This window comes from Bacillus sp. FSL M8-0077 (genome assembly GCF_038050255.1).
In the GTDB taxonomy this organism is placed as follows: domain Bacteria; phylum Bacillota; class Bacilli; order Bacillales; family Bacillaceae; genus Bacillus; species Bacillus altitudinis.
Genome location: NZ_JBBPAF010000001.1, coordinates 965642 through 987299, shown reverse-complemented (window position 1 = coordinate 987299; position 21658 = coordinate 965642). Strand labels below are relative to the sequence as shown.

The 21658-nt window shown below is 40.7% G+C and carries 21 protein-coding genes; 6 read left to right on the top strand and 15 right to left on the bottom strand.

Annotation, left to right across the window (positions count from 1 at the left end; all coding sequences use genetic code 11):
- Positions 1-23: 23 nt before the first annotated feature.
- Positions 24-941, bottom strand: coding sequence for an AEC family transporter (locus NST57_RS04960; RefSeq protein ID WP_142154595.1), 918 nt, complete (start codon positions 939-941; stop codon positions 24-26).
- Positions 942-1024: 83 nt separating this feature from the next.
- Positions 1025-1441 (bottom strand): VOC family protein, encoded by a 417-nt coding sequence (locus tag NST57_RS04955; protein ID WP_142154593.1) that lies wholly within the window; start codon positions 1439-1441, stop codon positions 1025-1027.
- A 166-nt stretch (positions 1442-1607) separates the two neighbouring features.
- Between NST57_RS04955 and NST57_RS04950 the strand changes: the two genes are divergently transcribed.
- Entirely contained in the window at positions 1608-2024 is a 417-nt protein-coding gene (locus NST57_RS04950; protein WP_142154592.1) for a hypothetical protein, read from the top strand.
- Between the two features lie 45 nt (positions 2025-2069).
- On the opposite strand, the gene NST57_RS04945 is transcribed toward NST57_RS04950, so the two are convergent.
- The 3 genes from NST57_RS04945 to NST57_RS04935 form a co-directional block, all read right to left on the bottom strand.
- Positions 2070-3608: a bifunctional GNAT family N-acetyltransferase/carbon-nitrogen hydrolase family protein gene (locus NST57_RS04945; RefSeq protein ID WP_007497061.1), complete on the bottom strand. Its 1539-nt coding sequence runs from the start codon at positions 3606-3608 to the stop codon at positions 2070-2072.
- A 14-nt stretch (positions 3609-3622) separates the two neighbouring features.
- Positions 3623-4288 carry an HAD family hydrolase gene (locus NST57_RS04940; RefSeq protein WP_341298163.1) on the bottom strand — a complete coding sequence of 222 codons (666 nt, stop codon included), beginning with the start codon at positions 4286-4288 and terminating at the stop codon, positions 3623-3625.
- A gap of 307 nt (positions 4289-4595) precedes the next feature.
- A complete protein-coding gene (locus tag NST57_RS04935) occupies positions 4596-4937 on the bottom strand; it encodes a DUF5365 family protein (RefSeq protein ID WP_142154588.1) in 342 nt (113 codons plus the stop codon).
- A gap of 108 nt (positions 4938-5045) precedes the next feature.
- On the opposite strand from NST57_RS04935, the gene NST57_RS04930 reads away from it, so the two are divergent.
- Positions 5046-5948 (top strand): RluA family pseudouridine synthase, encoded by a 903-nt coding sequence (locus NST57_RS04930; protein WP_142154586.1) that lies wholly within the window; start codon positions 5046-5048, stop codon positions 5946-5948.
- A 34-nt stretch (positions 5949-5982) separates the two neighbouring features.
- On the opposite strand, the gene NST57_RS04925 is transcribed toward NST57_RS04930, so the two are convergent.
- From NST57_RS04925 to NST57_RS04915, 3 genes are all read right to left on the bottom strand, one after another.
- Entirely contained in the window at positions 5983-6549 is a 567-nt protein-coding gene (locus NST57_RS04925; protein WP_341298162.1) for a class D sortase, read from the bottom strand.
- A gap of 32 nt (positions 6550-6581) precedes the next feature.
- Positions 6582-9488, bottom strand: coding sequence for a 5'-nucleotidase C-terminal domain-containing protein (locus NST57_RS04920; protein ID WP_341298161.1), 2907 nt, complete (start codon positions 9486-9488; stop codon positions 6582-6584).
- A 77-nt stretch (positions 9489-9565) separates the two neighbouring features.
- Positions 9566-12937 (bottom strand): CheR family methyltransferase, encoded by a 3372-nt coding sequence (locus NST57_RS04915; protein ID WP_341298160.1) that lies wholly within the window; start codon positions 12935-12937, stop codon positions 9566-9568.
- A gap of 144 nt (positions 12938-13081) precedes the next feature.
- Between NST57_RS04915 and NST57_RS04910 the strand changes: the two genes are divergently transcribed.
- On the top strand, positions 13082-13726 hold the full coding sequence (locus tag NST57_RS04910) for a spore coat protein (protein WP_251185308.1): 645 nt from the start codon (positions 13082-13084) through the stop codon (positions 13724-13726).
- A gap of 29 nt (positions 13727-13755) precedes the next feature.
- Here the strand turns inward: NST57_RS04910 and NST57_RS04905 are convergent, their stop codons facing one another.
- Together NST57_RS04905 and NST57_RS04900 are read right to left on the bottom strand one after the other, a co-directional pair.
- Positions 13756-14631, bottom strand: a complete 876-nt coding sequence (locus NST57_RS04905; protein WP_142154573.1) for a hypothetical protein — start codon at positions 14629-14631, stop codon at positions 13756-13758.
- Positions 14632-14787: 156 nt separating this feature from the next.
- Positions 14788-15294, bottom strand: a complete 507-nt coding sequence (locus tag NST57_RS04900; protein WP_142154571.1) for a YhcN/YlaJ family sporulation lipoprotein — start codon at positions 15292-15294, stop codon at positions 14788-14790.
- A gap of 152 nt (positions 15295-15446) precedes the next feature.
- Here NST57_RS04900 and NST57_RS04895 point away from each other — a divergent pair, with 152 nt between their 5' ends.
- Positions 15447-15860: a spore coat protein gene (locus NST57_RS04895; RefSeq protein WP_142154569.1), complete on the top strand. Its 414-nt coding sequence runs from the start codon at positions 15447-15449 to the stop codon at positions 15858-15860.
- Between the two features lie 233 nt (positions 15861-16093).
- Here NST57_RS04895 and NST57_RS04890 read toward each other — a convergent pair whose 3' ends face one another.
- Positions 16094-16474: a hypothetical protein gene (locus NST57_RS04890; RefSeq protein ID WP_341298159.1), complete on the bottom strand. Its 381-nt coding sequence runs from the start codon at positions 16472-16474 to the stop codon at positions 16094-16096.
- Between the two features lie 94 nt (positions 16475-16568).
- Between NST57_RS04890 and NST57_RS04885 the strand changes: the two genes are divergently transcribed.
- Both NST57_RS04885 and cspB read left to right on the top strand, forming a co-directional pair.
- Positions 16569-17660, top strand: a complete 1092-nt coding sequence (locus tag NST57_RS04885; protein WP_142154565.1) for a diguanylate cyclase — start codon at positions 16569-16571, stop codon at positions 17658-17660.
- A 211-nt stretch (positions 17661-17871) separates the two neighbouring features.
- Entirely contained in the window at positions 17872-18072 is a 201-nt protein-coding gene (gene cspB, locus NST57_RS04880; RefSeq protein ID WP_003212277.1) for a cold shock-like protein CspB, read from the top strand.
- Positions 18073-18187: 115 nt separating this feature from the next.
- On the opposite strand, the gene NST57_RS04875 is transcribed toward cspB, so the two are convergent.
- From NST57_RS04875 to NST57_RS04860, 4 genes are read right to left on the bottom strand one after another with little or no spacing between them, the layout of a single operon-like run.
- Complete coding sequence (locus NST57_RS04875) at positions 18188-18547, bottom strand: hypothetical protein (protein ID WP_017360371.1); 360 nt, start codon at positions 18545-18547, stop codon at positions 18188-18190.
- Between the two features lie 13 nt (positions 18548-18560).
- Positions 18561-19085 carry an NAD(P)H-dependent oxidoreductase gene (locus NST57_RS04870; protein WP_008358701.1) on the bottom strand — a complete coding sequence of 175 codons (525 nt, stop codon included), beginning with the start codon at positions 19083-19085 and terminating at the stop codon, positions 18561-18563.
- Positions 19086-19102: 17 nt separating this feature from the next.
- Positions 19103-20722 carry a DHA2 family efflux MFS transporter permease subunit gene (locus NST57_RS04865; RefSeq protein ID WP_142154563.1) on the bottom strand — a complete coding sequence of 540 codons (1620 nt, stop codon included), beginning with the start codon at positions 20720-20722 and terminating at the stop codon, positions 19103-19105.
- Positions 20723-20761: 39 nt separating this feature from the next.
- Entirely contained in the window at positions 20762-21394 is a 633-nt protein-coding gene (locus tag NST57_RS04860; RefSeq protein ID WP_142154561.1) for an HlyD family efflux transporter periplasmic adaptor subunit, read from the bottom strand.
- Between the last annotated feature and the right edge of the window lie 264 nt (positions 21395-21658).

Below are 21658 nucleotides of genomic sequence, written 5' to 3'. Positions count from 1 at the left end.
AGTCCCCCTTTGTTTGCCGTCCCCTACCCCAGAGGGTGCATGGATAAAATCCATAATAAAACAGGTAAAGTCACAATACTTAAAATCGTACTGAGAAACGTCGTGCTTGAGACAAACTCAGGCTTCGTCCGAAATTGCACAGCCATCAGCGTTGTATTCGCCGCTGTCGGCATCGCTGCAACTAATATCATAATTTGTTTCACCAAATCATCTACAGGTAAAATAAGTGTAAAGCCAAAGGCGATGAGAGGTGAAATAAACAGCTTGAGCAGCACCGCATAGGAAATATTACGATAATCTACTTGCTTAAAAGAAATCACTGCAAGTTGCATACCTAAAATCAGCATAATCGTTGGTATCGCTGCATCCCCCACAAGCTGAACACCTGTCATAAGCTCTTTAGGTAATGAAAGGTCAATGAGCTGAAATAATAGACCAAGAAGAGCCCCGTAAGCAACCGGCATGCGAAGTACTTTTTTCAGAACGACCTTCAAGTCTCCCGCGTCCTCTCCACCTTTTGCTGCATAATACATACCGATTGTACTCATGACGAGCTGCTGAAGGACCATTAGCACAATCGCAATATCTAAACCAGCTGCTCCAAAAACGAGAAGGACAACAGGCGTGCCGTAATTTCCATTATTCATAAATGCTGATGACAAAATCATGGCACAATACGTTTCATTCGAATACCCGTAAATTCGAGATAAAATGAAGACACATAAAACAAGTGAAAGACAAAGCCCTAAGACAAATATAGATAAGTACACATAGTCCATCGATACTTTATTTTGATAAAAGGTTTCAAACGCAAGAAATGGTGACATTAAATATAAAGACATTGATGAAAGCGTATGTATATCAAAACCAATGGTCTTCTGCCCAATATATCCTATAAGGAATATGCCGAACACTGGCATTAAGACAAGTAAAAACTCCATGCAGCACCTACTTTTCTCTAGATGAATTCCTTATTTTTTACCCTCTTATCATACCACTGATCATCAATAAAAAAGAAGCACCCTTATGAAAGGTCGCTTCTCTCCTCATCCATATAAAATACTTCCCATAAATGACCATCACGATCCTGAAAGCTCCAGCCATACATAAAATCATGGTCTTGTTTTTCCTTAAACGGTGAACCACCAGCTGCGATCGCACGCTCTACAAGCTCATCAACCTCTTCCCTCGTCTCGACCTGTAAAGAAATAATGACCTCTGATCCATTTCTGGCATCTACTAATTCCTTCTCTGAAATGGATTGGAAATGCTTAAGTGATAACAGCATGACCGTTATCGTCTCATTCATCACAAAACAAGCAGCATGATCATTCGTCAGTTCTTGATGAAAGTCAAACCCCAGCTGTTCAAAAAAAGCCTTTGACTCATTCACATGCTTTACCGGCAAATTGATATACAGATGTTTAGATTGTCGCCCCATATCCCTCTCCCTTTGTAAAACATTATTTCCATTCAGTATATTCGTCTTTTCATTTGGCATCCCTTTGTCGCATGAAAAAATAAGCGGGAAGTCTCATTACCTTTTTTTAACAAAAATGTATAATAAATCTCGTGCACAATACTAAATGAACTAGGAGGTTTTCTTAATGAAAACAATCGCAAAATCTTTGATGCTCTCCACAACTGTCCTTTTATTCGCTTCACCTATTACACAGACAGCTGATGCTGCATCTATTCAAACGAAGCAGGTGACAGCAGAGAGTGATTTTCAGCTACCTTCAACCACAGACACCATTAAACAAAACATTGAGCAATCTTTCCAAAAACAAGAAAAATGGCTACAAAAATTAGAAGTGATTGCCGGACAAGAAAAACGTGAACAATTTGAACAGTTTTTCAACCAGCATGTAGGACCTGATTTAAAAAATCTTTTAGAAGAGCCTACTCTTACATGGAAACAAGTAGAAAAAACGATTTATCAATCTCTTGTCAACTCAAACGTTCCATTTTTAGCTGCCAAAAGTATTGCCCATTTTGCTACAGTGGCATTAAAGAAAATGTAAACATAAAAACAAGCGCCTCGCATAACTGCGGGGCGCTTGTTTTGGTTATTTCTTATATTCAATATGGTACACGTCTCTTCTTCGGTCTTTCAGCTGACGAACCGTCCCATCTTGACGTTGCCTTCTTAATATTTCTAAGTCGACATCACCGACAACCACCATTTCAATATTCGGGTTGCATTCACCTACAATACCATCTCTTGCGAATTCAAAATCAGAAGGTGCAAAGATTGCTGATTGTGCATATTGGACATCCATGTTTTCTGTTTGCGGAAGGTTTCCGACCGTTCCAGAAATGACCGTATAAATTTGATTTTCAACCGCTCTCGCCTGCGCACAGTAACGCACTCGTAAATAGCCTTGGCGGTCTTCTGTACAGAATGGAGTGAAAATAATTTTCGCTCCTTTGTCAGCTGCAATTCGAGCAAGTTCAGGGAATTCAATATCGTAGCAAATTTGGATCGCAATTTTACCGCAGTCCGTATCAAATACCCGGACTTGGTCACCAGCTGAAATCCCCCACCATTTTCTTTCATTCGGCGTGATATGCAGCTTATATTGCTTTTCAATCGTTCCATCACGTCTAAATAAATAAGCGATATTATAGATTTTCCCTTCCTCTTCAACGAAATGAGAACCACCGATGATATTAATGTTGTACTTGACCGAGAGATCCGTAAACAAATTAATGTAGTCCTCGGTATATTCTGTGATCCGCTGCACTGCGAGACTTGGTGATCTCTCTTCTAAATATGACATAAGCTGCGTTGTAAAGATTTCCGGGAAAACGGCAAAGTCAGCTGACGCATCTGATGCCACATCCACGTAATACTCCACTTGATTCATAAACTCTTCAAAAGAATGAATTTGCTTCATTGCATATTGAATGACACAAATTCGAACCGGAAACGCCGATTTATAATATCTTTTCGATTGCGGGCGATAATCGACATTGTTCCATTCCATTAGCGTTGCGTACGTGCTGGAAGCTTTATCATCCGGCAAGTAATTCGGATTGATTCGCATCAGGCTAAATTCATTTAACAGCTGAAAAGATAGCACAGGATCATAAATTTGGTGCAGCATGACTTGCTCTACATATTGGCGGGGCGTCATTTCCTCTTGATATTTATGATAATTCGGGATACGTCCGCCAATGATGATGCTTTTTAAATTTAATCTTCTCGCTAAGTCTTTTCTTGCTTCATATAAACGATGACCGATTTTCATCCGGCGGTACTCAGGACTGACCATTACTTCAATTCCGTACATATTCATGCCATCTGGATTATGGTTTGTGATATATCCATCATCTGTGATGTCCTGCCATGTGTGACGATCATCGTATTCATCAAAGTTAATTAATAAACTTGAACATGAACCGATAATTTCTCCCTCGAATTCCGCACAGAACTGACCTTCTGGGAAATGTTCAAGATGGCTTTCAAGGTGCTCTTTTTTCCAAGGGTCCATGCCTGGAAAGCATACCTCTTGCAATGCGATGATTCGGTCGATATCTTCTTCTCTAATATTTCGAATCACCATTCTTTTTTCAAATCGCGTTAAGTCTAGTTTTTCTGCCATGATGTATTGCCCCCTTACTGATCCTCTTTTTCAAGCTGATGGAATAGCTGGAGCAATTCGATTTCAGCCATGGATTCTAATCTCGCGTCATATTCTTCAAACTGCAGTGTGCTCGTCACTTTATTTGGTACGATGACACATTTCATACCCGCTCGTTTGGCAGCGATTGACCCATTCACAGAGTCCTCAAATGCCACGCAATCTTTTGGCTCAACGCCTAAGCATTGTGCGGTTTGCAAATAAAGTTCTGGGTGAGGTTTCACTTCTTCCACATCGTCTGACGTGCGGATGCATTCAAAGTAATCGAAAAGTCCAATTTGTTTCAGGTGATCAGACACCCATTTATAATCTGAACTAGAAGCAAGTCCAATCTTAATCCCGAGCTCCTTTGCTGCTTCTAAATAAGCTTCTACACCAGGTCTTGCTGCTTCGTCCTTCATTCTCTTTTGAAAACGGGAACGCCGGTCTTCTGTGAGTGCCTCATGATCTAATGTCTTCCCTAACTGCTCTTCCAAGTATTCAAAAGGCTTAAAACCTGCCTGTGTTCCAATCACATTTCCCCATACAGACAGAGGCAGCTCCGATTCATGCTCAGAGAACATTTCCTGCAGAACCTCATATTCATGTGTTTCTGTATCTAAAATTAATCCATCAAAATCAAATATAATCGCCTTTAACAAAGAGGCCACTCCTTTTTTCCGAAAGTCTGAAATATCTTCCATACTGCTATCATATCGTGAATAAAATTGACTTTCAAAGATGAATGTCTGCTAAAATGATTATGTATAAAAGGAGCCTGCATCGTTTTGTCAGGCTCCTGTCATGTTCGATTCTTTCTGCAAGGGATCCAAGCGCTCCGATTCGTGGAGAATAGACATTGTTGAAAAAGAGCGGAATTGGTATTACAGATCTTGAAGGTTTCTCCGTTCCCTTAAAAATAGTATGTGCGACGATCTTGTAAGTTAACAAGGAAGTTCACACCAACTTTTACGCATTTTGAAGGTGACGACCTGCAAAATCATCTAAATCAAACGGGAAAGAAAAGCCGCACGCATTGACTTGTTCACGGTTGAGTTCAAATAATTCACGATCACGTTTTGTGATATGACGCTTCGGCTTTAAAATAATGGTATGTAATAGCTGAAGACCTGATAAGATACGAAAAGCATCATCCATTGTCCCGTTATACACACCATCAATGAATGTAAGCGGGGGTTGTTTTACCTGCTCTTCTCCATTGACAGAATGGACTAAAAGATTTTCAACTTCTTTTGATATTTCTTCAATTGCCTGCTCTTGAAGGGCTGTAGCAGCTTTCATTAATCTCACGTGGCATCTACCTCTCTGTCGTTATGGCTCCATTCAGAATATCACAGAAAAAAAGTCATACGCCAAGGTAAGTGTTTCCTATATATCCCCAAAGAGAGGACGAATATCATGATCATAAAAGGACACACGCTTTCCCTAAAAGTAGGAGAGCAGCAAAATGGCATTTCCTTAAGTCAATTTTTAAAAGACGAAGTGTCTGCCTCTAAACCGATTATCCATTTTTGGATGGAGCAACAAAAAGTCCGTCTCAATCAAAAACCTGCCCATCATGCTGCAAAAGTGAGTACAGGTGATCAGATCATCATTGATTTATTTGAGACGGAAGAATGTGATGTGATGCCAGAATACGGTGAATTAGAAGTGCTCTTTGAAGATGAGCATTTATTAGTTGTCCAAAAGCCCGCTGGAAGGCCGACACATCCAAATGAAAAAGGACAAACAGGTACGCTGGCGAACCTAGTCGCTTTCCATTTTCAAGCAAATGGAGAAGAAAAGCGAGTCAGACATATACATAGGCTGGATCAAGATACAAGCGGCACCGTCATTTTTGCCAAACACAGGTTGGCACATGCTGTACTCGATCAAATGCTTTCAAAAAAAGCGATTAACAGAACGTATCTTGCCATCGCACAAGGACTGTTTAAAAAAAAGAAAGGAACGATCCAAGCAGCTATTGGACGTGATAAACACCATGCCGTCAGAAGGAGAGTTTCTCCTACTGGTCAAAGCGCCAAGACTCATTATGAGGTCTTGAACCTCAATAAACGTTTACAGATGACGGCCGTCAAGCTGCAATTAGAAACAGGCAGAACACATCAAATCCGGGTTCATCTTAGCAGTCTCGGCCATCCTTTAGCTGGCGATACATTATATGGCGGGAAGCGTGACCTGATAAACAGATGCGCCCTTCATGCCAAACAAGTAGACATGAACCATCCATTCACAGGTGAAAAGCTGACGATAGAAGCACCGCTTCCACCTGATATGGCTGAATTAATGGACAATATGTAGAAAAAAGAGCCTGATCATACAGGCTCTTTTGACGTTAGACAGATGCTCTTTTCGCATAAATAATGTACCGCTCTGGTGCGTTGCCGACAAAATGAAATGGATAGCATGTGGTTAACACAAGCTCTTCTTTTTTATTTTGTAAGGTAATAATGGATGTATCATGCTGATCCACAATTTTCGTATGCGTGATTTCATAAACAAACTCACCATACGGTACAGTGATTTTCAGCTGATCTCCAATATCCAATTCACCAGTCCGGCGGAAGACTGTGTCCCTGTGTCCCGACAAAACGATTTGTCCATTTTGATCAGGATAATAACTGCCTTTATAATGACCGACTCCTTTGGCAAGGTCGTCCGCATCTGTCCCTTCAACAATCGGCAAATCGGCTTTTAATTTCGGAATGGTCAGGATGCCAGAGGCTTTCCCCATTTCAGGTGAAAATTTTTCCTTTGTCATCCCTTGATCAGTTTCTACGACCTTCTTTGCTTCCTCTAACGATTGTGCTGTTTGTAAGTGAGTAGAAGCGATTTGCCAAATTCCCCAGCCAAGCACCACAATTCCTGCTGACATGACAATCACTGCAAGCCATTTTTTCATGCGTTAACTCCTTCGCCCTTGGTGATGATTCTTTAGCTTGCTGCTGCCTTTTCTTCTTGTTTCGCTTGTTGAATTCGGCCCTCTTTTTGATACACAATAGAAGCTCCCTCGAAGCTCTTTACAAAAGCGACCGTTGCTTCTAAATCTTCTGGGCCTGTTTCCGGATTTTTCCCTAGTCGGCCAATCGGCGCATACTTACTTCCAGTGGCAGTCGCCATGAAATTATTCACTGTGAGTGTATACGTTTTGTCGAAAACAACGGAAGATCCATCAGGCAGTTTTAAGTCGACTACTTTATATGTTAACGGATCGTAGGAATAAGAAAAGCCTGAAATGCTATAATCCGGTCCAAATTGAGGAGATATTTGAGCTTCAATGATATCAACTAAGTCTTTCCCCTTGATGTCCAGCTTCACTAATACATTTCCGAATGGCTGAATATTAAAGAGGTCTCCCCAAGTAATGGGTCCTTTTTCGAGATTTTGTCTGATGCCGCCACCATTCATCATGGCAAAGTCACTTTTCATTGAATATCTCATGCCATCCGCAATGAGGTTACCAAGTGGTGTATCACCATCATTTGAATAGCCGCCCTCCATCTTGACCCCTGCTTCTCCAACACCCTCACTAATAATCGGCTCAACTTCTTTTCCGTAACGAGCTAAAATGTCCGCTGCCTCCTGATCCTTTTCAATACCAGCCTGGTCTATATACTGGATCTTTGCACTCTTTTTGACAATATCTTTTGTTTTCCTGTCAAGTATGATATTGACTTCTCCAATCGCTTTTCCGTATTCAAAGGCTTGGACAATTAATTTTCCATTCACTTCCCCATTGACCACTTCGTGATTATGGCCAGCGAAAATGACATCAATTTCGTCATCACCTTCTTTGGCGAGCCTTGCGCTTTCTCCAGTAATGGTATCACCATTTTGAGAGGCGGTCATATGAGCCAGAACCGCGATCGCTTTAATCCCTTTTTGCTTTAATTCCTTCGTTGCTTCATTGACAGCTTTGACTTCATCAGTAAATTGAATGTCTTTAATTCCTTCTGGCATGACCATACCTGCCGCTGATGTTGTCACAACTCCGATAAAAGCCACAGGAATTCCTTCGACTTCCATGATTTCATAGGCCGGTAAAAGTGGTTTGCCAGTATCCTTGTATTCACAGTTTGCACAAACAAGCGGGAAGTTCTGCCCATCGTATCCTTTTGTGCCTTTCGGATGATCTCCACCTTTTAAGATGCGCAATAATTCATCTACACCTTCATCAAACTCATGGTTGCCGACTGTCCCAACATCAAAGCCGATGTTCTCCATTAGTTCAACGGTTGGTTCATCTTGTAAAAGAGAAGATATTGGCGAGCTTCCGCCTATCATATCTCCTGCATGAACTGTCAGTGTATTTTTTTGCGCAGCTTGCTTTTGTTTTATATAAGCCGCCACATAATCCATCCGTCCATATGTTCCTTTGCTACCATCACCTTTTACATCCAGCTCATATTGCTGATCAATTTTCCCATGCAAATCATTCATGCTTAAAATGGTTAATGGGACTTCACGGTCTGAGGCTGAAGCCTGATATCCAGCCTGCTCTGCTTCTTCTTTAGAAGCAAAAAAGATACGTTTATCCACATCAATCTCATTCCAGCTGTCAGGTGATACGTAGGTTTTTGCAGATGAATCACCAACATAACGTGTGAGCCCTTTTTTCTGCTCACGTGCTCTAAATTCAAACGGCTGTTCTAGCAGAGGATCTTCTCCATTCCAAATACCAAGCCCTTTTTCCTTGGCATCTTTCACTGCTTGCTGGAACATCTGATACTCTTTTTCATCTCCAACAGGCCAGATGAAATAAGTAGGGGCATATCCTTTTTTCACAAGCTCTAAGTTCGTATTCAGACCTTTTTTGGTTTTGACTTGAGCTAAAAGACGTCCATATCCATCCTTAGCTTCCGGGCCAATCTTTAATGTGACTCGATCACCACTTGAAAGAAGCGTTTTTAAATAATCCGTCGCTTTTTGTCCAAAACGCAGCTGGTTTTGATCTAATTCATTTTTTGGCTTGTGGTAGGTTTCTGGTGTGTCCATATTCACGAAGCGTACCTTAGTTGTGCCGAGCACAGGCTTCTTCAAATGAATGGTATCTCCATCCACAACACGATCTACCGTTGCCTCATATTCTTTCTTGATTTTTGGCGGCTTTGGCTGGTGCTTCAGCAATTTGACATCGGTTTTATGTCTTGGAAGTACCTGCAGCGTATCGTATCTGCTTAAAACGCCAGTAAACTCATACCATTTTCCTGTCTTCACTTGATCAATGGCACCCGTACCAACCATGACTCTAAGGACTGTGCTATGATATTTTTTATCGATGATGGCCACATTGTATCCACCGCCAGCCGGCTGATCTGGCGCCTGTTCTACATAGCCTTTTACCTTCACTAATCTTCCTTCATATTTGCCTGCCTGATCCGATTCCAATTGTTTAATGGAAACTTTCTTTGGTGAAGGCAATGGCTGATTTACAGCATCTATTTTCAGACGATCTTGATCTGGTACAATTTCAACGAGCCCTTTATAAGTCGTCATCTTGCCTGTCACCGTGACCTTCATGCCTGCTTTCAGTTCTGGAAAATTCTGAGGCTGCGCAGAATAAATGTTGAGACCAGCTGTTTTGTCTTGAATATATGTTGATAGTTTCCCATTCCCTATAGCGGATTGATCTGCTGTTACGATACCGCTCACCGTCACCGTTTCTCCTATCAGTTTGCGGGCTTTTTTTATGTTCATCGGCTTTGTTTGTTTCCACAGAGTCTCTTTCTTTTCAGAAGCATGAGACGGCTCAGCTGTCATGATACTAGGCAGTAAAGATTGCAGAGTAAATATGAACAAAATCAAACAACAGATCATTCGAATGGATTGCATACGTTTCATTAGATTTCTCCCCTTTGAACTTCATCTCTCCTAGTGTACAAAGCAAATATTGAGACTAGATGGATTTCATGTAAAACTTATCTTGCTTCATTCATTGGAAATGTAATAATCACACGGGTGCCTTCAAAGCTTTTGCTCTCAAAACGAATGGTACCGCCATGGCTTTCAATAATTTTAATGGTCATCATTAATCCTAGACCCGTGCCTTTTTCTTTCGTTGTGTAAAAAGGTTCACCTAATTTCCCAATCTCATCTTCTGGTATGCCCTTGCCTTGGTCTTCAAATATCAGCATCATTTGGTCGTTTTTCGATAATGAGGTCACTTGGATCACACCTGTTACTCCATCCATCGCTTCAATTCCATTTTTAAGAATGTTAAGGAACACTTGTTTTAATTCATTTGGAATCCCTTGAATATGAGGCAGAGAGGGAGCCAGATTCTTTTGAATCGACACTCCTTTTAAGACCGCTTGCGATTCAACGACCATAATGACTTCTTCGAGCAGAAGATTCACATGCACTGGCTCAAATTTAACAGACTTGCTTCTAGAGAGCACAAGGAATTCATTAATAATAGATTCAAGCCGATTAAACTCTGACATCATCACATCGGCATAATCCTTCTGATACTTTTTACTTTGAATCATCAGTTGTAAAAAGCCTTTTAACGACGTAAGCGGGTTCCGTATTTCATGGGCTATACCAGCTGCAAGCTGTCCAACTGCTGACAGCATTTCAGACTTCATCAGCATTTTCTCAGACTGTTTTTGACTTGTAATATCCTCTGAAATCCGCATGACAGTAGACTGCATTTTGTTAGGGTCATCGATTCGGTGTAAAGAGACTCTTTCCCATCGTTCACGCCCTGATAGGTCCTGAAAATACAACTCACCTGTCCAGCTGCCCTCTCTTAAACACACGTCCCATTGTTTCGCTAGATCATCACATTGACACAACGCATAATAGACAGAAAAAATATCTTTTCCGATCAAGTCATATTCATGCTGCTGTACAAACTGACAAAAGCGCTGGTTGACACACTGAATGACGCCTTCTCCCGTTGCAACCACAATATGAATATGGCTGTTATCAAGTGCTGTCACCGCAAGATGAAGAGCCTGCTTCAATTTCGTCATTTCGGTCATTTTGATCCAGGTCATCACTGCTCCCTCGCGATCTTGATCATAGAAAGGCGTCAAATGAACCGTGCATTGTTCTCCTTCGTTCGTTTCAATTTCACGTTCGATCACGCGCCTATCTGAAATGACAGATTGAATATCATGATAGAGCATTTCCTTCGATAGCTTCTTCACCATCGACTGAAAAGTTTGCTGGTGCCGGGTTTGTGCCGAAGTGAATAAAGAGGCAGCTGTAGGAGTGTGATAGCGAATATTCATTTCCCGGTCCACAAACAGCGTGGCAAGTTCTGGCTTCACAGATGGCCGGTACAGTTCTTCTCTTGTCACCTTTAAGTTGTTGATGATATTAATAAAATGCTCGTTTGTTTTCTCGCGCACTTCTATTTGCTTGTTTTTTTCGTTTAATTGAGCCCGTGCTTCTTGCTCCTTTTGTTTGACCTCATTGAGCTCGTTTTCTAAATCGACAATTCGCTGTTGATAAACCGAATTCTGCTCTGACATCCCGTTGTCCCTGCCGTTCTTTTGATTTTTTCCTCTCTCACTCATCCGAATGAGAATGACGTATACTCCTTTAAAACGGCGATCAAAATGTTTCACTGTAAAATCAGCATACTGCTTTCTGCCATTTTCCGAAATGAGGACATGTTGAAAGACAACCTCAGTCTCTTCAGTCCACACCTTTTGAAAGGTTTGACTTAGCATCTCTTTCATATAATCAGGGGTTACATATTCACATAATTCATCTGAGACTTCTGCATGCGCTAAGAAAGAATAGGCACCGTTTGATATCGCGAGGATTTTCTCGTGATCGTCTATGATGAAACATGCATCATACTCCTGCTCTACTTCTTTCATATATTGGGCAGCTCGTTCTTTTAACTCCGTATGACCTGCATTGTATTTAGGAACGTTTGAGTGGGTATAAATGTTCCACTTTTCATTTAACAAATGAAATAAACGAGGGATATTGGGCACCGTTTCATTTGGTCCTAATATCAACATCCCTTGATCCTTTAGTGCATATTGGAATCGAGATAATACTCGTTTTTGTACTCCTGGCTGGAAGTACATCAGAACATTTCGGCAACTGATAAAATCGAGGTGGATAAAAGGTGAATCGATCAATAAATTGTGAGGAGCAAAGACAATATGTTTTCTAAGCGACTGCTTCACAATAAAAGCGTCACCTTTTTTTTCGAAATATCGCGCCCTCCATTTTTCTGGCATCCTTGCCATAGACTCAAGCGAATAAACACCTTTGCTTGCACTTTGGATCGCTTTCCGGTTGATGTCTGTTGCAAACACTTGAAGTTCAATGGACACTTGTCTTCGTTTCATTTCTTCTAAAAATAATATCGCGAAAGAATAGGCTTCTTCACCGGTAGAACATCCTGCAATCCAAATACGGCATCGAGATTTCCCATTTTTCATTGTATTTTCAATGACCGACGGAATGATGTGATGTTCACATACTCGAAAGGCTTCCATATCTCTAAAAAAGGAAGTCGTGCCGCTTAAAAGCTGTACATGCAGGCGGTCAAGCTCATCTGGTTCTCTCTCTAATAAACGATCGTACTCGGACAATAAGGAGATCGATTGGTTCGCACTCCTCATTCTTTTTTGAATGACAGAGAGCAGCCTGCGCTTCTCATAGGTTGAAAATGCAATTCCTTTATGCATTTCAAGACGTTCAATGATTCTGATCAAAACAGGGTCTGCAATATCTGTATGCGGAACGTTGATGATGTTGGCTATATATGACGCCAGTGCAGAAGGGTCTTGAAATGTTTGATGATACATACGATCAAACCCGCTATTTGTCTCACTGCATGATAAGGCTGTACCGCCTTGCTCAACGATTTGAAGCAAACCACTTCCTACACAATAGCCTTTTTGAAAAAAGATCGCATAGGCCTCTTCCTTTTGCACACTAGCAAGTGACTGAAACAACGAGTTCACAGCACACACCATGTTCGTTGGATGCTGCTCTGTTATGTGTAGCCGTTTGTCTTCTGTCAATGTCACAGCCGCATGCTGCGGACAAACATAAATCGTATTTTTCATGACTTTCTCCCCATGCTTAATCGGCTTTGCCCGGTAGCCAATCGGTAAAACAAGTGCTTCCAAATCAGTTACACAATCGCCTGTCACATGATTTTGCACAACAATAAAAGAGGCATTTAATTCATGCGGAAATGATTGAAAAAAAGCCTCAAGATGATGCTGTTCAAACGGCGAAACACCGATGCCAATCACTGGTGCCTGCACATGTTCGTCTTCTATCAAACGATTAATGATTTTGTCCTGCATCTGGTACCCCCATGTTCATTCGTCTGATACATTTTTTCGACAAAAAGGAAGAAAACCCTCTAATTGTAAATAATGTTTTTTGCATGAAAGGAGGAAAACTTCCTCACATTAAAACAGACTGTATAAACAGAAGGAGGATTCTTTATGCAAAACGATCAGCAGACAAACGTTCAAGGACATGCCCAGCAGCCCCAATTCAATCATGGCGGGCATGAGTTATTTGATTTACATGAGGTATTGGCAGGGACCATTAATATTTTGGATCAATACATGATCTTTCGGCAATTTATCCAAGATCCCGCATTATCCGACATGTTAGATCGACAATATCAATTTGTATTGTCCCAGTACAACGTCACGGTAGATTGCTTTTCTACTGGTCAAAAGCCTAGTGAAGAAACATCTACTTATATGATGAAAGAACAGACGCAGGTGACATACGGAATAAAACCATCTCAGCCTAAAAAGCCAAATCAGTCATTACAAGATGTAAAAGATGCGGGAATTACAGGACATATGCTTGGTCTCGTGAAATCTCATGCTGGATTACTCTCAATGACTGCATTAGAGGTCACAAACCCTGTGGTGCGACGTGTGCTTGCAGCGCAAATTCCGAACTTTATTGAAATGGCGTATGAAATTTTCTTATATCAAAACAAACATAGCTATTATCAAGTTCCACAGCTTACAGCTCAAGATATGCAGGCGATGACGTCTACATTTGCCCCTATGCAGGGACAAGTGCAGATGCCGCCAAGCAAAGTCAATCAGCAAAAACCGCTTCATTAAATAAAAACAACGGCCGACCTATTTACAGGTCAGCCGTTTTTTCTTTGATAATTCAGTTTAAATTGCTCTTCAAAATCTGTGAGACGTTGTCCTGTCGCTTGTTCAAACCCTCTATCAAAACGACTAGTTTTCGCCGTTTCCTCCATGATCTCATGTATGACATCTCGTCCATAAAGCTGCACAAGCTCATAGATCATATAGTAGCTTTGTAAATAAACATCTGTCTCATACGTCGTGCGAGATTCTTGCCAGTCTTGATCAGAATGAAGAGATTTAAAAGGAATGACGTCAAACCGTTCAGACGTGGCGTTCAGCACATCATAGGCCGTCCATTCTGCTGTTCCTTCATGGAACCAAAGGGGAAAGACGACAGGAGATACCTTGTATGCATGCACCTTTTCATAGAAAACGAAATGGGCATACTCATGAATGAATAACGTGTTGAAAAAGTATAAAGGCAGTGTCTCTTTCTTCAACAATTCTTCCCGTTTATCTGGGTATAATCCAATCATATGATCAACATCAGAATAAAAACCTGTAATATGCTTGATGCCGGCGAATTGCTCAATCGTCTCTTTATCATCAAAAAAAATGATATCTAGCGGTTTATCAGCTTCATACTGAAACACAGACATCGTTCTCTTCTTTGCCTTTTCCAGCGCTTCTATGGTCAGATCGACAAAGGTGCCCTCATCCTCTGCATAGTAGATTCGAATATGTTCATAGACTTGCTTATTGAGTCCTTCTGTTAAGACCGTTTTAGGCGACGAATGCTGCTCTATATATTGCCCTGCCAGCTGGAACGCAACATAAATCAAGTACGCAGTGAACGCATAAAAAATCAAACCTGCTGCAATCATTCCGCTTACAAGTTTTTTATGAATTAATGACGGTTTTGCTTTCATTTACTCCCCACCTGAATTCATCCTGCAACCTCTTTCTCTTTCTATGAAAAAACAAAGATCAACAAGAGGTGATATATTTTTTACTTTATGCAGTCAGGTGCGCAAGGTGCGGTTCCAAACAAAAAAGCCGCATATGACATACGGCTTTTGTCGTAGTTATTTTGATTCAGGGAAGACACGTCGAACCGTTTCAGTAAACTCGTCGAAGAATCCTGAAATTGGTTCTCCGCTTCTAATACGTTTTCCGTACCCTGTCATACGATCGACAAAGTCTGGATTAGCAGATACATACACATTATCAATTTGTTGATCGGTCGATTTGACTTTGTCAGAAATTTTCTTTTTCAAATCGTCTGTTACATCTCCGCTTTTATTGCCTTCAAGCACAACAGCAACAAATGCATTTTTCCCTGTGACAAGTACGTTCGCTGTTTTCACTTCAGACATGTTGGCAACAAGCTCTGATGCCTTATCTGCCACTTTCACCTTCTGAGGTGTTTGCACATTTGGTTGATCCTGTCTCATGTTGTCGTTCTTATATGTGACATTTTCATACTGTCGTTTCATTGTTCCTCTTCGTTCATCGCCTTGGTTGTTCATTCCACACCCAGCAGTGATCAATGTTGGAACGAGTAATAAAGATAGCATCCATTTCTTATTCATCAATTATTCCCTCCTTTTGCTCATAGGTTTTTCATCCAGCAGACTTTTTATGCATACATCCTCTATTTCAGCAATGAATTCATAAATCAGCCTTGATTGGTCATCCTAAACATGATGAAGAAGTATCATCACGATCAAATGGAGGGATTCGTTTGTTTAAAAAGAGAAAAGGTATGAGTACTGGTGCAATGATCGCAGCATCAACAGCCATCATTGCATTATTTTCACCACTATTACGGAGAAGACTAAGCAGCATGACTCACATGAATTTGTCCTCAATGATGAAAGGCAAAGATCAACACCAGCATGAGTCATCTCGTCATGAGTCCCATTCGCATTCACGTAAAGACTCAAAAGGCACGGCTGAAGTAGGACAAATGATTAAGCAGGCATTCACCGCTGTCCAGCCAAATGAAACAAGCCAGCATCAACCATCATCAAAAACCTACCAATCACATCAGCCAAGAGAATCTTACGCTCAGTCTCTTCACATCGATGAAAGTGTCATGAATGTAATGGATGATGAATCTATTCAGCAAGTGCTCAATGACATCGAGCACAAATAAACAAAAGGAGCCTTTTTGAAAAAAGGCTCCATAAATTGCTGACAAAGGGCTAAAATGAATTTTATTTTAGCCCTTTGTCAGCCTTTCAGCGTATTAGAAAATCTTTGCAGTCTAGGAAGGACGAGTACCGAAGCGGAGCGAATTTGACATTCGTGAGCACCGGCACGCAGACCTGACACAGAATGCGAGGGTTTGTCTACACGCTGAGGAGCCTTTCTGAAAAAGGCTCCTGTTTATTCTCCTGAAAAGTGCTCTTTTACCATGATGCAGAAGGAAGGCAAAAAGGTGATTTCGATCGTGATAACAAACCGTTCCACACCATTTAATATGATCAACAGCTCTTTTTCATGCTGCCGATCCTTTTTTATTTCTACATGTCGCACAGTTTTAAAGGTATATACTCCTAAAACGGATGCGTCCTTTTTTCGAACAGCCTTCAAAGAAAATTCTTGTACTCCAAGAGACATCGTCACCACAAATCGCTCTTCCTCATTCTCAAACCGAAACGTTAGATCTTGATATTCAATAGGCATATCCCGTTCAAATCCTTCATCAGGCCTCGTCTCAAAAAAAGAAAGCCAGTCCGTTCGATCTGGAAATTGTTTTCTCCTCATTTTAAACCCCTCACAAGTGAAATTTTTATTAATTATCTTGTTTCCCCTTTTCTTTTGCAACAAATTTTAGTAATTTTAAAAAGGTGATTTTATTTTGCTAAGAGACCTCTTTATTAATTTAACAATTCTTGTCACTTTCCATTATTTATTAATGCTTGTGTTTAAAGAGAATTTTTTAAAAAAGGAAGACACCCTGCTCAGACAAATTTATAAAGGAATGATTTCTGGGTTACTCGGTGTCCTCTTAATGTTTTTCTCTATTAAAGCAGGACCAGCCATCATCGATTTAAGACATATCCCCCTTATTTTAACGGCATTTTATGGAGGCATTGCACAAACGTTCATTGCAGCCTGTGTGATCATTATTGGTCGATTATTAATCGAAGCCAATGTTGCTTCTTTCATTAATATTTTTTCCATGATATTTATCGCCACAGCTTCCTTTTTAATTGCTGAGCGTCATATCAATCACGTCGTAAAAATGCTGTTATCTATTACCATGAGCAACATCATAGCGACTAGTTTATTTATCATCATCGTCAATGAAAGATCATTTGAACTGCATGCTACCTATTGGATGTTCTCGTATATTGCCGGTTTATTTAACTTTTATGTCATTGAGCATCAAACAAAGGCGTATCAGATGTTAAATTTGTATAAATTCCAAGCTCATTATGACTTTTTAACTGGTGTTTTAAATAAACGGAAATTCGATGAGATATTAAGTGATGCTTTTTCTCTGAACTTAAAGCAACCTATCCATCAAATGTCCTTGATTTATCTAGACATCGATTATTTCAAAACCATCAATGATCAGTATGGACATCATGAGGGAGATATCGTTTTAAAAGAAATCGGAACAAGGCTGATTAAGAACACAAGAAGTTCTGATTATATTGGGCGGATCGGCGGTGAAGAATTTGCTGTGCTTTTACCGAATTGTTCCGTTGAAAAAACATGGCAAATTGCGGAACGTTTACGAAAAAAAATGGCGGATCAGCCGATTTATTTACAAAACGGAACATCGATTCACATTACGGTGTCAATTGGATGTGCTTATGATGCAGGAACAAGTGAAAACATGAAGCAATTACCGATTATTGCAGACCAGGAGCTCTATAAAGCGAAGCAGTCAGGCAGAAACCAAGTGAGCTTTTCTGAACGAAAAAGAGACCATTTAACATAGGCTTTTTCCTCATTTTGTTAGCGTTAATTATTTTTAAAAAAGTTTTCGTATAACAGTTGTTTTTTCCCGCAAACACTGGTAAAGTAAAGGTAATTATTTTTGTTCGTATCATCTTTAAGAAGAAAGTTTTGAAAGAGTTTTCGTCTTTGAAGTTTGTGTAAGAGCAAGAATAGTGAATTTAAGCGTTAAGATCGCTTTAGGAGGAAATTTCATGTTAGAAGGTAAAGTAAAATGGTTCAACTCTGAAAAAGGTTTCGGATTCATCGAAGTAGAAGGTCAAGACGATGTATTCGTTCACTTCTCTGCTATCCAAGGCGAAGGCTTCAAAACTTTAGAAGAAGGTCAAGCAGTTTCTTTCGAAATCGTTGAAGGTAACCGTGGACCACAAGCTGCTAACGTTAACAAAGCGTAATTTAAGAGCATCTGCTCTTTTAGCACTTTATAGAGTGAAGGAAAACCGCTCGGCTTTTATGCTGGCGGTTTTTTTGTGCAATAATAAAAAGAGAACCTGACGAGAGGTTCTCTTTTTATTTGTCCTTCTGCTTTAGTTTCTGCAAAGCAGAACGATACATATCATCATTCATTTTCGTCTCTGGTTCTTCTTCTTTGACAGGTGGTTCTGGCTGTTTAAACTTTTGAAGCGCCTGTCTATAGAAATCATCACCTGACGGAGCATCATCTGTCTGAGAAGGCTCTGACGCTTTTTCTTCCACTTCAGGCTCTACAGGTCTCGCCGCAACTTCTGGCTCGCTATGCGGCACGTCAGGATGATTCGATACATCTTCTTTGATCTCTTCCTTCTCGGCCGAAGCGTGTCTCACATTGAACGCTACTAATCCGATAATGACTAGAACAGCAGCTACTAACGCTACAATAATCGTCGCCAAAAGAACCCTCTCCTTATCGCTTAAATGACGCAGTGACTGATGCTACACGTCTTCCTAATGCTTTCCCCAGCTCAATGCCTTCTGCAGAAATCACTTCATCAGAATCAATCGGGCACGTCACACCTGCTCCATAATAAGAACCGTATAACGCATTTTCTGGAACATTTCCAGGAAGGCCGACCACAAGCATCCCTTGATGGAACATTGGCGTAATCAAATTATGCATCGTCATTTCTAACCCGCCGTGTGTTGTGGCAGTGGTACAGAAAACGGCACCGACTTTATCGATGAGTTTTCCTTCTGCCCATAAATACCCAAGACGGTCAATCCATGTCTTTAATCCAGAACTAATGGTACCAAAGTGACCTGGACAGCCCCAAATGATTGCATCCATTTGATCAAGCTTGCGGATATCCGCATCTTTCACATGATCAATGAACACTTCAGCTTGCTCTGTTTCACCTGCGCCAGCTGCAATCGCTTCTGCAAGTGCTTTTGTATGGTCACCTTCACTATCGTATACGACATAAATTTTCATGTACGGTCCCTCCACACTTATCTTGCATCTTGGTTTGCTTCCTTAGGTGCTGGAAGCAATGTCATTTCTTGTTTCTTATCCTGCTTTTCTTTTCGCTTTTTATCCTTACGTACATCTCGCAGGAACAAGCTGAGAATCACACCAGCTGCACAGAATAATGTCACCCACATGTAAGCATCATTGATGCCCATCACATTGGAATCGACTTGTGCTTTCGTAAAGAGCTGGGTCGACACATATTTTTGAGCAGCTTCTGCTGTCATGCCCATATGGTGCATCACATTAGAGACAGTCGCCTGGAATGAATTCATAAAGAATGGGTCAGCGGTATTTGTTTGATCTGCCATATTGGAATAATGGAATGTCGTGCGATTTGTATAAATCGTCGTGATCAAACTCGTACCAATCGAACCACTGATTTGTCTCAGTGTATTTGACATCGCTGTACCATGACTATTTAAATGCTGCGGTAATTGGTTCATACCAGCAGTCATGACCGGCATCATCAAGAGTGACATACCAAAGGCACGTACTGCATACATAAGCACAATGTGACTATAAGATGTATCAATCGTCAGCCTTGTAAACTCGTATGTGGTGATAACCGTAATCAGCATCCCCACAATGGCAAGTGGACGAGGTCCAAATTTATCAAACAAGATCCCTGAAATTGGGGACATAATGAGCATCGCAAGTGCCCCTGGAAGCATTAATAGCCCCGATTGCAATGCAGTAAACCCAACGAGGTTCTGCAAGTAGATCGGTAGTAAGAACATCCCAGTGTATAAGGCAACGGTAATAATAATGTTAATAACACTTGATAATGAGAAAATACTGTATTTAAACACACGGAAATCAAGCATCGGATTATCCGCTTTTAGCTGTTGGAAAATAAAGAGAATGATCGCAATCGCACCAACAATAATCGTAGATAGAACGATTGGATCTGTCCAGCCATCACTTCCCGCTTCACTCACTCCGTATAGAAGCGAAGCAAAACCAACGATCGACAGAATCGCACCAAGAGTGTCCAGCTTGATTTTTTTAGGCTCTACAATATTTTTAAACATAAAGAAAGCCGCGATAATGACAATCGCACCGATTGGTACAAGTCCATAAAACATAATACGCCATGAATAATGTTCAATAATATAACCAGATAGCGTTGGTCCGACAGCTGGCGCAAACATCATCGCAAGACCAAAAATCCCCATTCCTTTCCCTCTGTTTTCTGGAGGGAAAATAAAAAGGATTGTTGTCATGACGAGCGGCTGTAAGATACCGCCACCGACTGCCTGAATCAAACGGCCAATCAGCATCGTAGAAAAGTTTGGCGCAATACCGCAAATAAAGGTTCCTAGTGTAAATGAAATCATCGCCACGAGGAACAAGCTGCGCTGGCCAAAACGTGTGATTAAAAACGCAGATAACGGAATGAGCACACCGTTGACAAGCATGTAACCTGTTGTAAGCCACTGAATTGTCGTCGCACTCACATTAAATTCAGTCATTAAATGGGGCATAGCTACGTTCAAAAGCGTTTGGTTTAAAATCGCTACGAACAAACCGGCCATTAAAATGATCAGTAAAGACAAGGAGCCTGCTCCCTGTTTTGTCGCTGCAGGTTGATTTGCCATCTCAGACAACCTCCTTTCATTTTTTGATATCAGTCATCATTAAGATGAAATTTTGACAGAAGCATTCATACCTGGAAGTACTTTGTCAGATGGATTTTTAATTGATATTTTCACTGCTACTTTTTGTGTCACTTTCGTGTAGTTACCACTTGAGTTTGTTGCTGGCAGCATATTGAATGTTGAGTTTGTTGCATAACCAATTTGTTCAACTGTACCTTCAAATGTTGTATCAGGATCGCCGTCTACAACGATGTCCACTTTGTCGCCTTTTTCAACGTTCTTAATGTCTGTTTCTTTAATATTCGCTGTAATGTATAGCTTGCTTAGGTCAATCGTTTCACCAAGAACTGTCCCAGGTTGCACTTGTTGGTTGTTTTGTACTTCTTTTTTGACTAATGTGCCATCAGCCACTGCTTTAATGTTTGTTTTTGCTTCTCCTTCAACTTTTGCAACTGTGCTGTCTTTTTGCACTTCGTCACCTTCATTGATGTCCCAGCCTTTGATTTGTCCAGCTGCTGGCGCTGTAATTTGGTACATGTCACCTGTCACTTTTGCTTCGTCTGTTTTTACGAAGTTTGTGCTTTCGTAGTAGTAATAAGCACCTCCGGCAATAATGGCAAGAATCACAATAAGGCCAATAATATTCGTTAGCAATAAACGCCCTCTGTTCATGTTTTGTTTCTCCTTTCATGTATAAAAATATAGTGTCATCTGCTTTAGCAAACTTAGAATGCCCATCATCTGACAGATTATGAAACAAGCTCATAGAGCTGCCTGTTTCCCCTTTTTCTACTCTGCTGAAAATGGTGTGCAGCCCATTTATACTTATTGTTCACTTATGAGCAAAAAGCAGAAAAAGAAGAAAAGACAATCGGCATCTTTTTTGAAAAACTTATATTTAACAAGATTAAATATTAATAAATGAAAATTGAAATG

Bases quoted from the DNA above. Each gene is read 5' to 3' on its own strand.
- NST57_RS04960 (WP_142154595.1), bottom strand. From the start codon at position 941: ATGGAGTTTTTACTTGTCTTAATGCCAGTGTTCGGCATATTCCTTATA.
- NST57_RS04955 (WP_142154593.1), bottom strand. From the start codon at position 1,441: ATGGGGCGACAATCTAAACATCTGTATATCAATTTGCCGGTAAAGCAT.
- NST57_RS04950 (WP_142154592.1), top strand. From the start codon at position 1,608: ATGAAAACAATCGCAAAATCTTTGATGCTCTCCACAACTGTCCTTTTA.
- NST57_RS04945 (WP_007497061.1), bottom strand. From the start codon at position 3,608: ATGGCAGAAAAACTAGACTTAACGCGATTTGAAAAAAGAATGGTGATT.
- NST57_RS04930 (WP_142154586.1), top strand. From the start codon at position 5,046: ATGATCATAAAAGGACACACGCTTTCCCTAAAAGTAGGAGAGCAGCAA.
- NST57_RS04925 (WP_341298162.1), bottom strand. From the start codon at position 6,549: ATGAAAAAATGGCTTGCAGTGATTGTCATGTCAGCAGGAATTGTGGTG.
- NST57_RS04920 (WP_341298161.1), bottom strand. From the start codon at position 9,488: ATGAAACGTATGCAATCCATTCGAATGATCTGTTGTTTGATTTTGTTC.
- NST57_RS04915 (WP_341298160.1), bottom strand. From the start codon at position 12,937: ATGCAGGACAAAATCATTAATCGTTTGATAGAAGACGAACATGTGCAG.
- NST57_RS04910 (WP_251185308.1), top strand. From the start codon at position 13,082: ATGCAAAACGATCAGCAGACAAACGTTCAAGGACATGCCCAGCAGCCC.
- NST57_RS04905 (WP_142154573.1), bottom strand. From the start codon at position 14,631: ATGAAAGCAAAACCGTCATTAATTCATAAAAAACTTGTAAGCGGAATG.
- NST57_RS04900 (WP_142154571.1), bottom strand. From the start codon at position 15,294: ATGAATAAGAAATGGATGCTATCTTTATTACTCGTTCCAACATTGATC.
- NST57_RS04890 (WP_341298159.1), bottom strand. From the start codon at position 16,474: ATGAGGAGAAAACAATTTCCAGATCGAACGGACTGGCTTTCTTTTTTT.
- cspB (WP_003212277.1), top strand. From the start codon at position 17,872: ATGTTAGAAGGTAAAGTAAAATGGTTCAACTCTGAAAAAGGTTTCGGA.
- NST57_RS04870 (WP_008358701.1), bottom strand. From the start codon at position 19,085: ATGAAAATTTATGTCGTATACGATAGTGAAGGTGACCATACAAAAGCA.
- NST57_RS04865 (WP_142154563.1), bottom strand. From the start codon at position 20,722: ATGGCAAATCAACCTGCAGCGACAAAACAGGGAGCAGGCTCCTTGTCT.
- NST57_RS04860 (WP_142154561.1), bottom strand. From the start codon at position 21,394: ATGAACAGAGGGCGTTTATTGCTAACGAATATTATTGGCCTTATTGTG.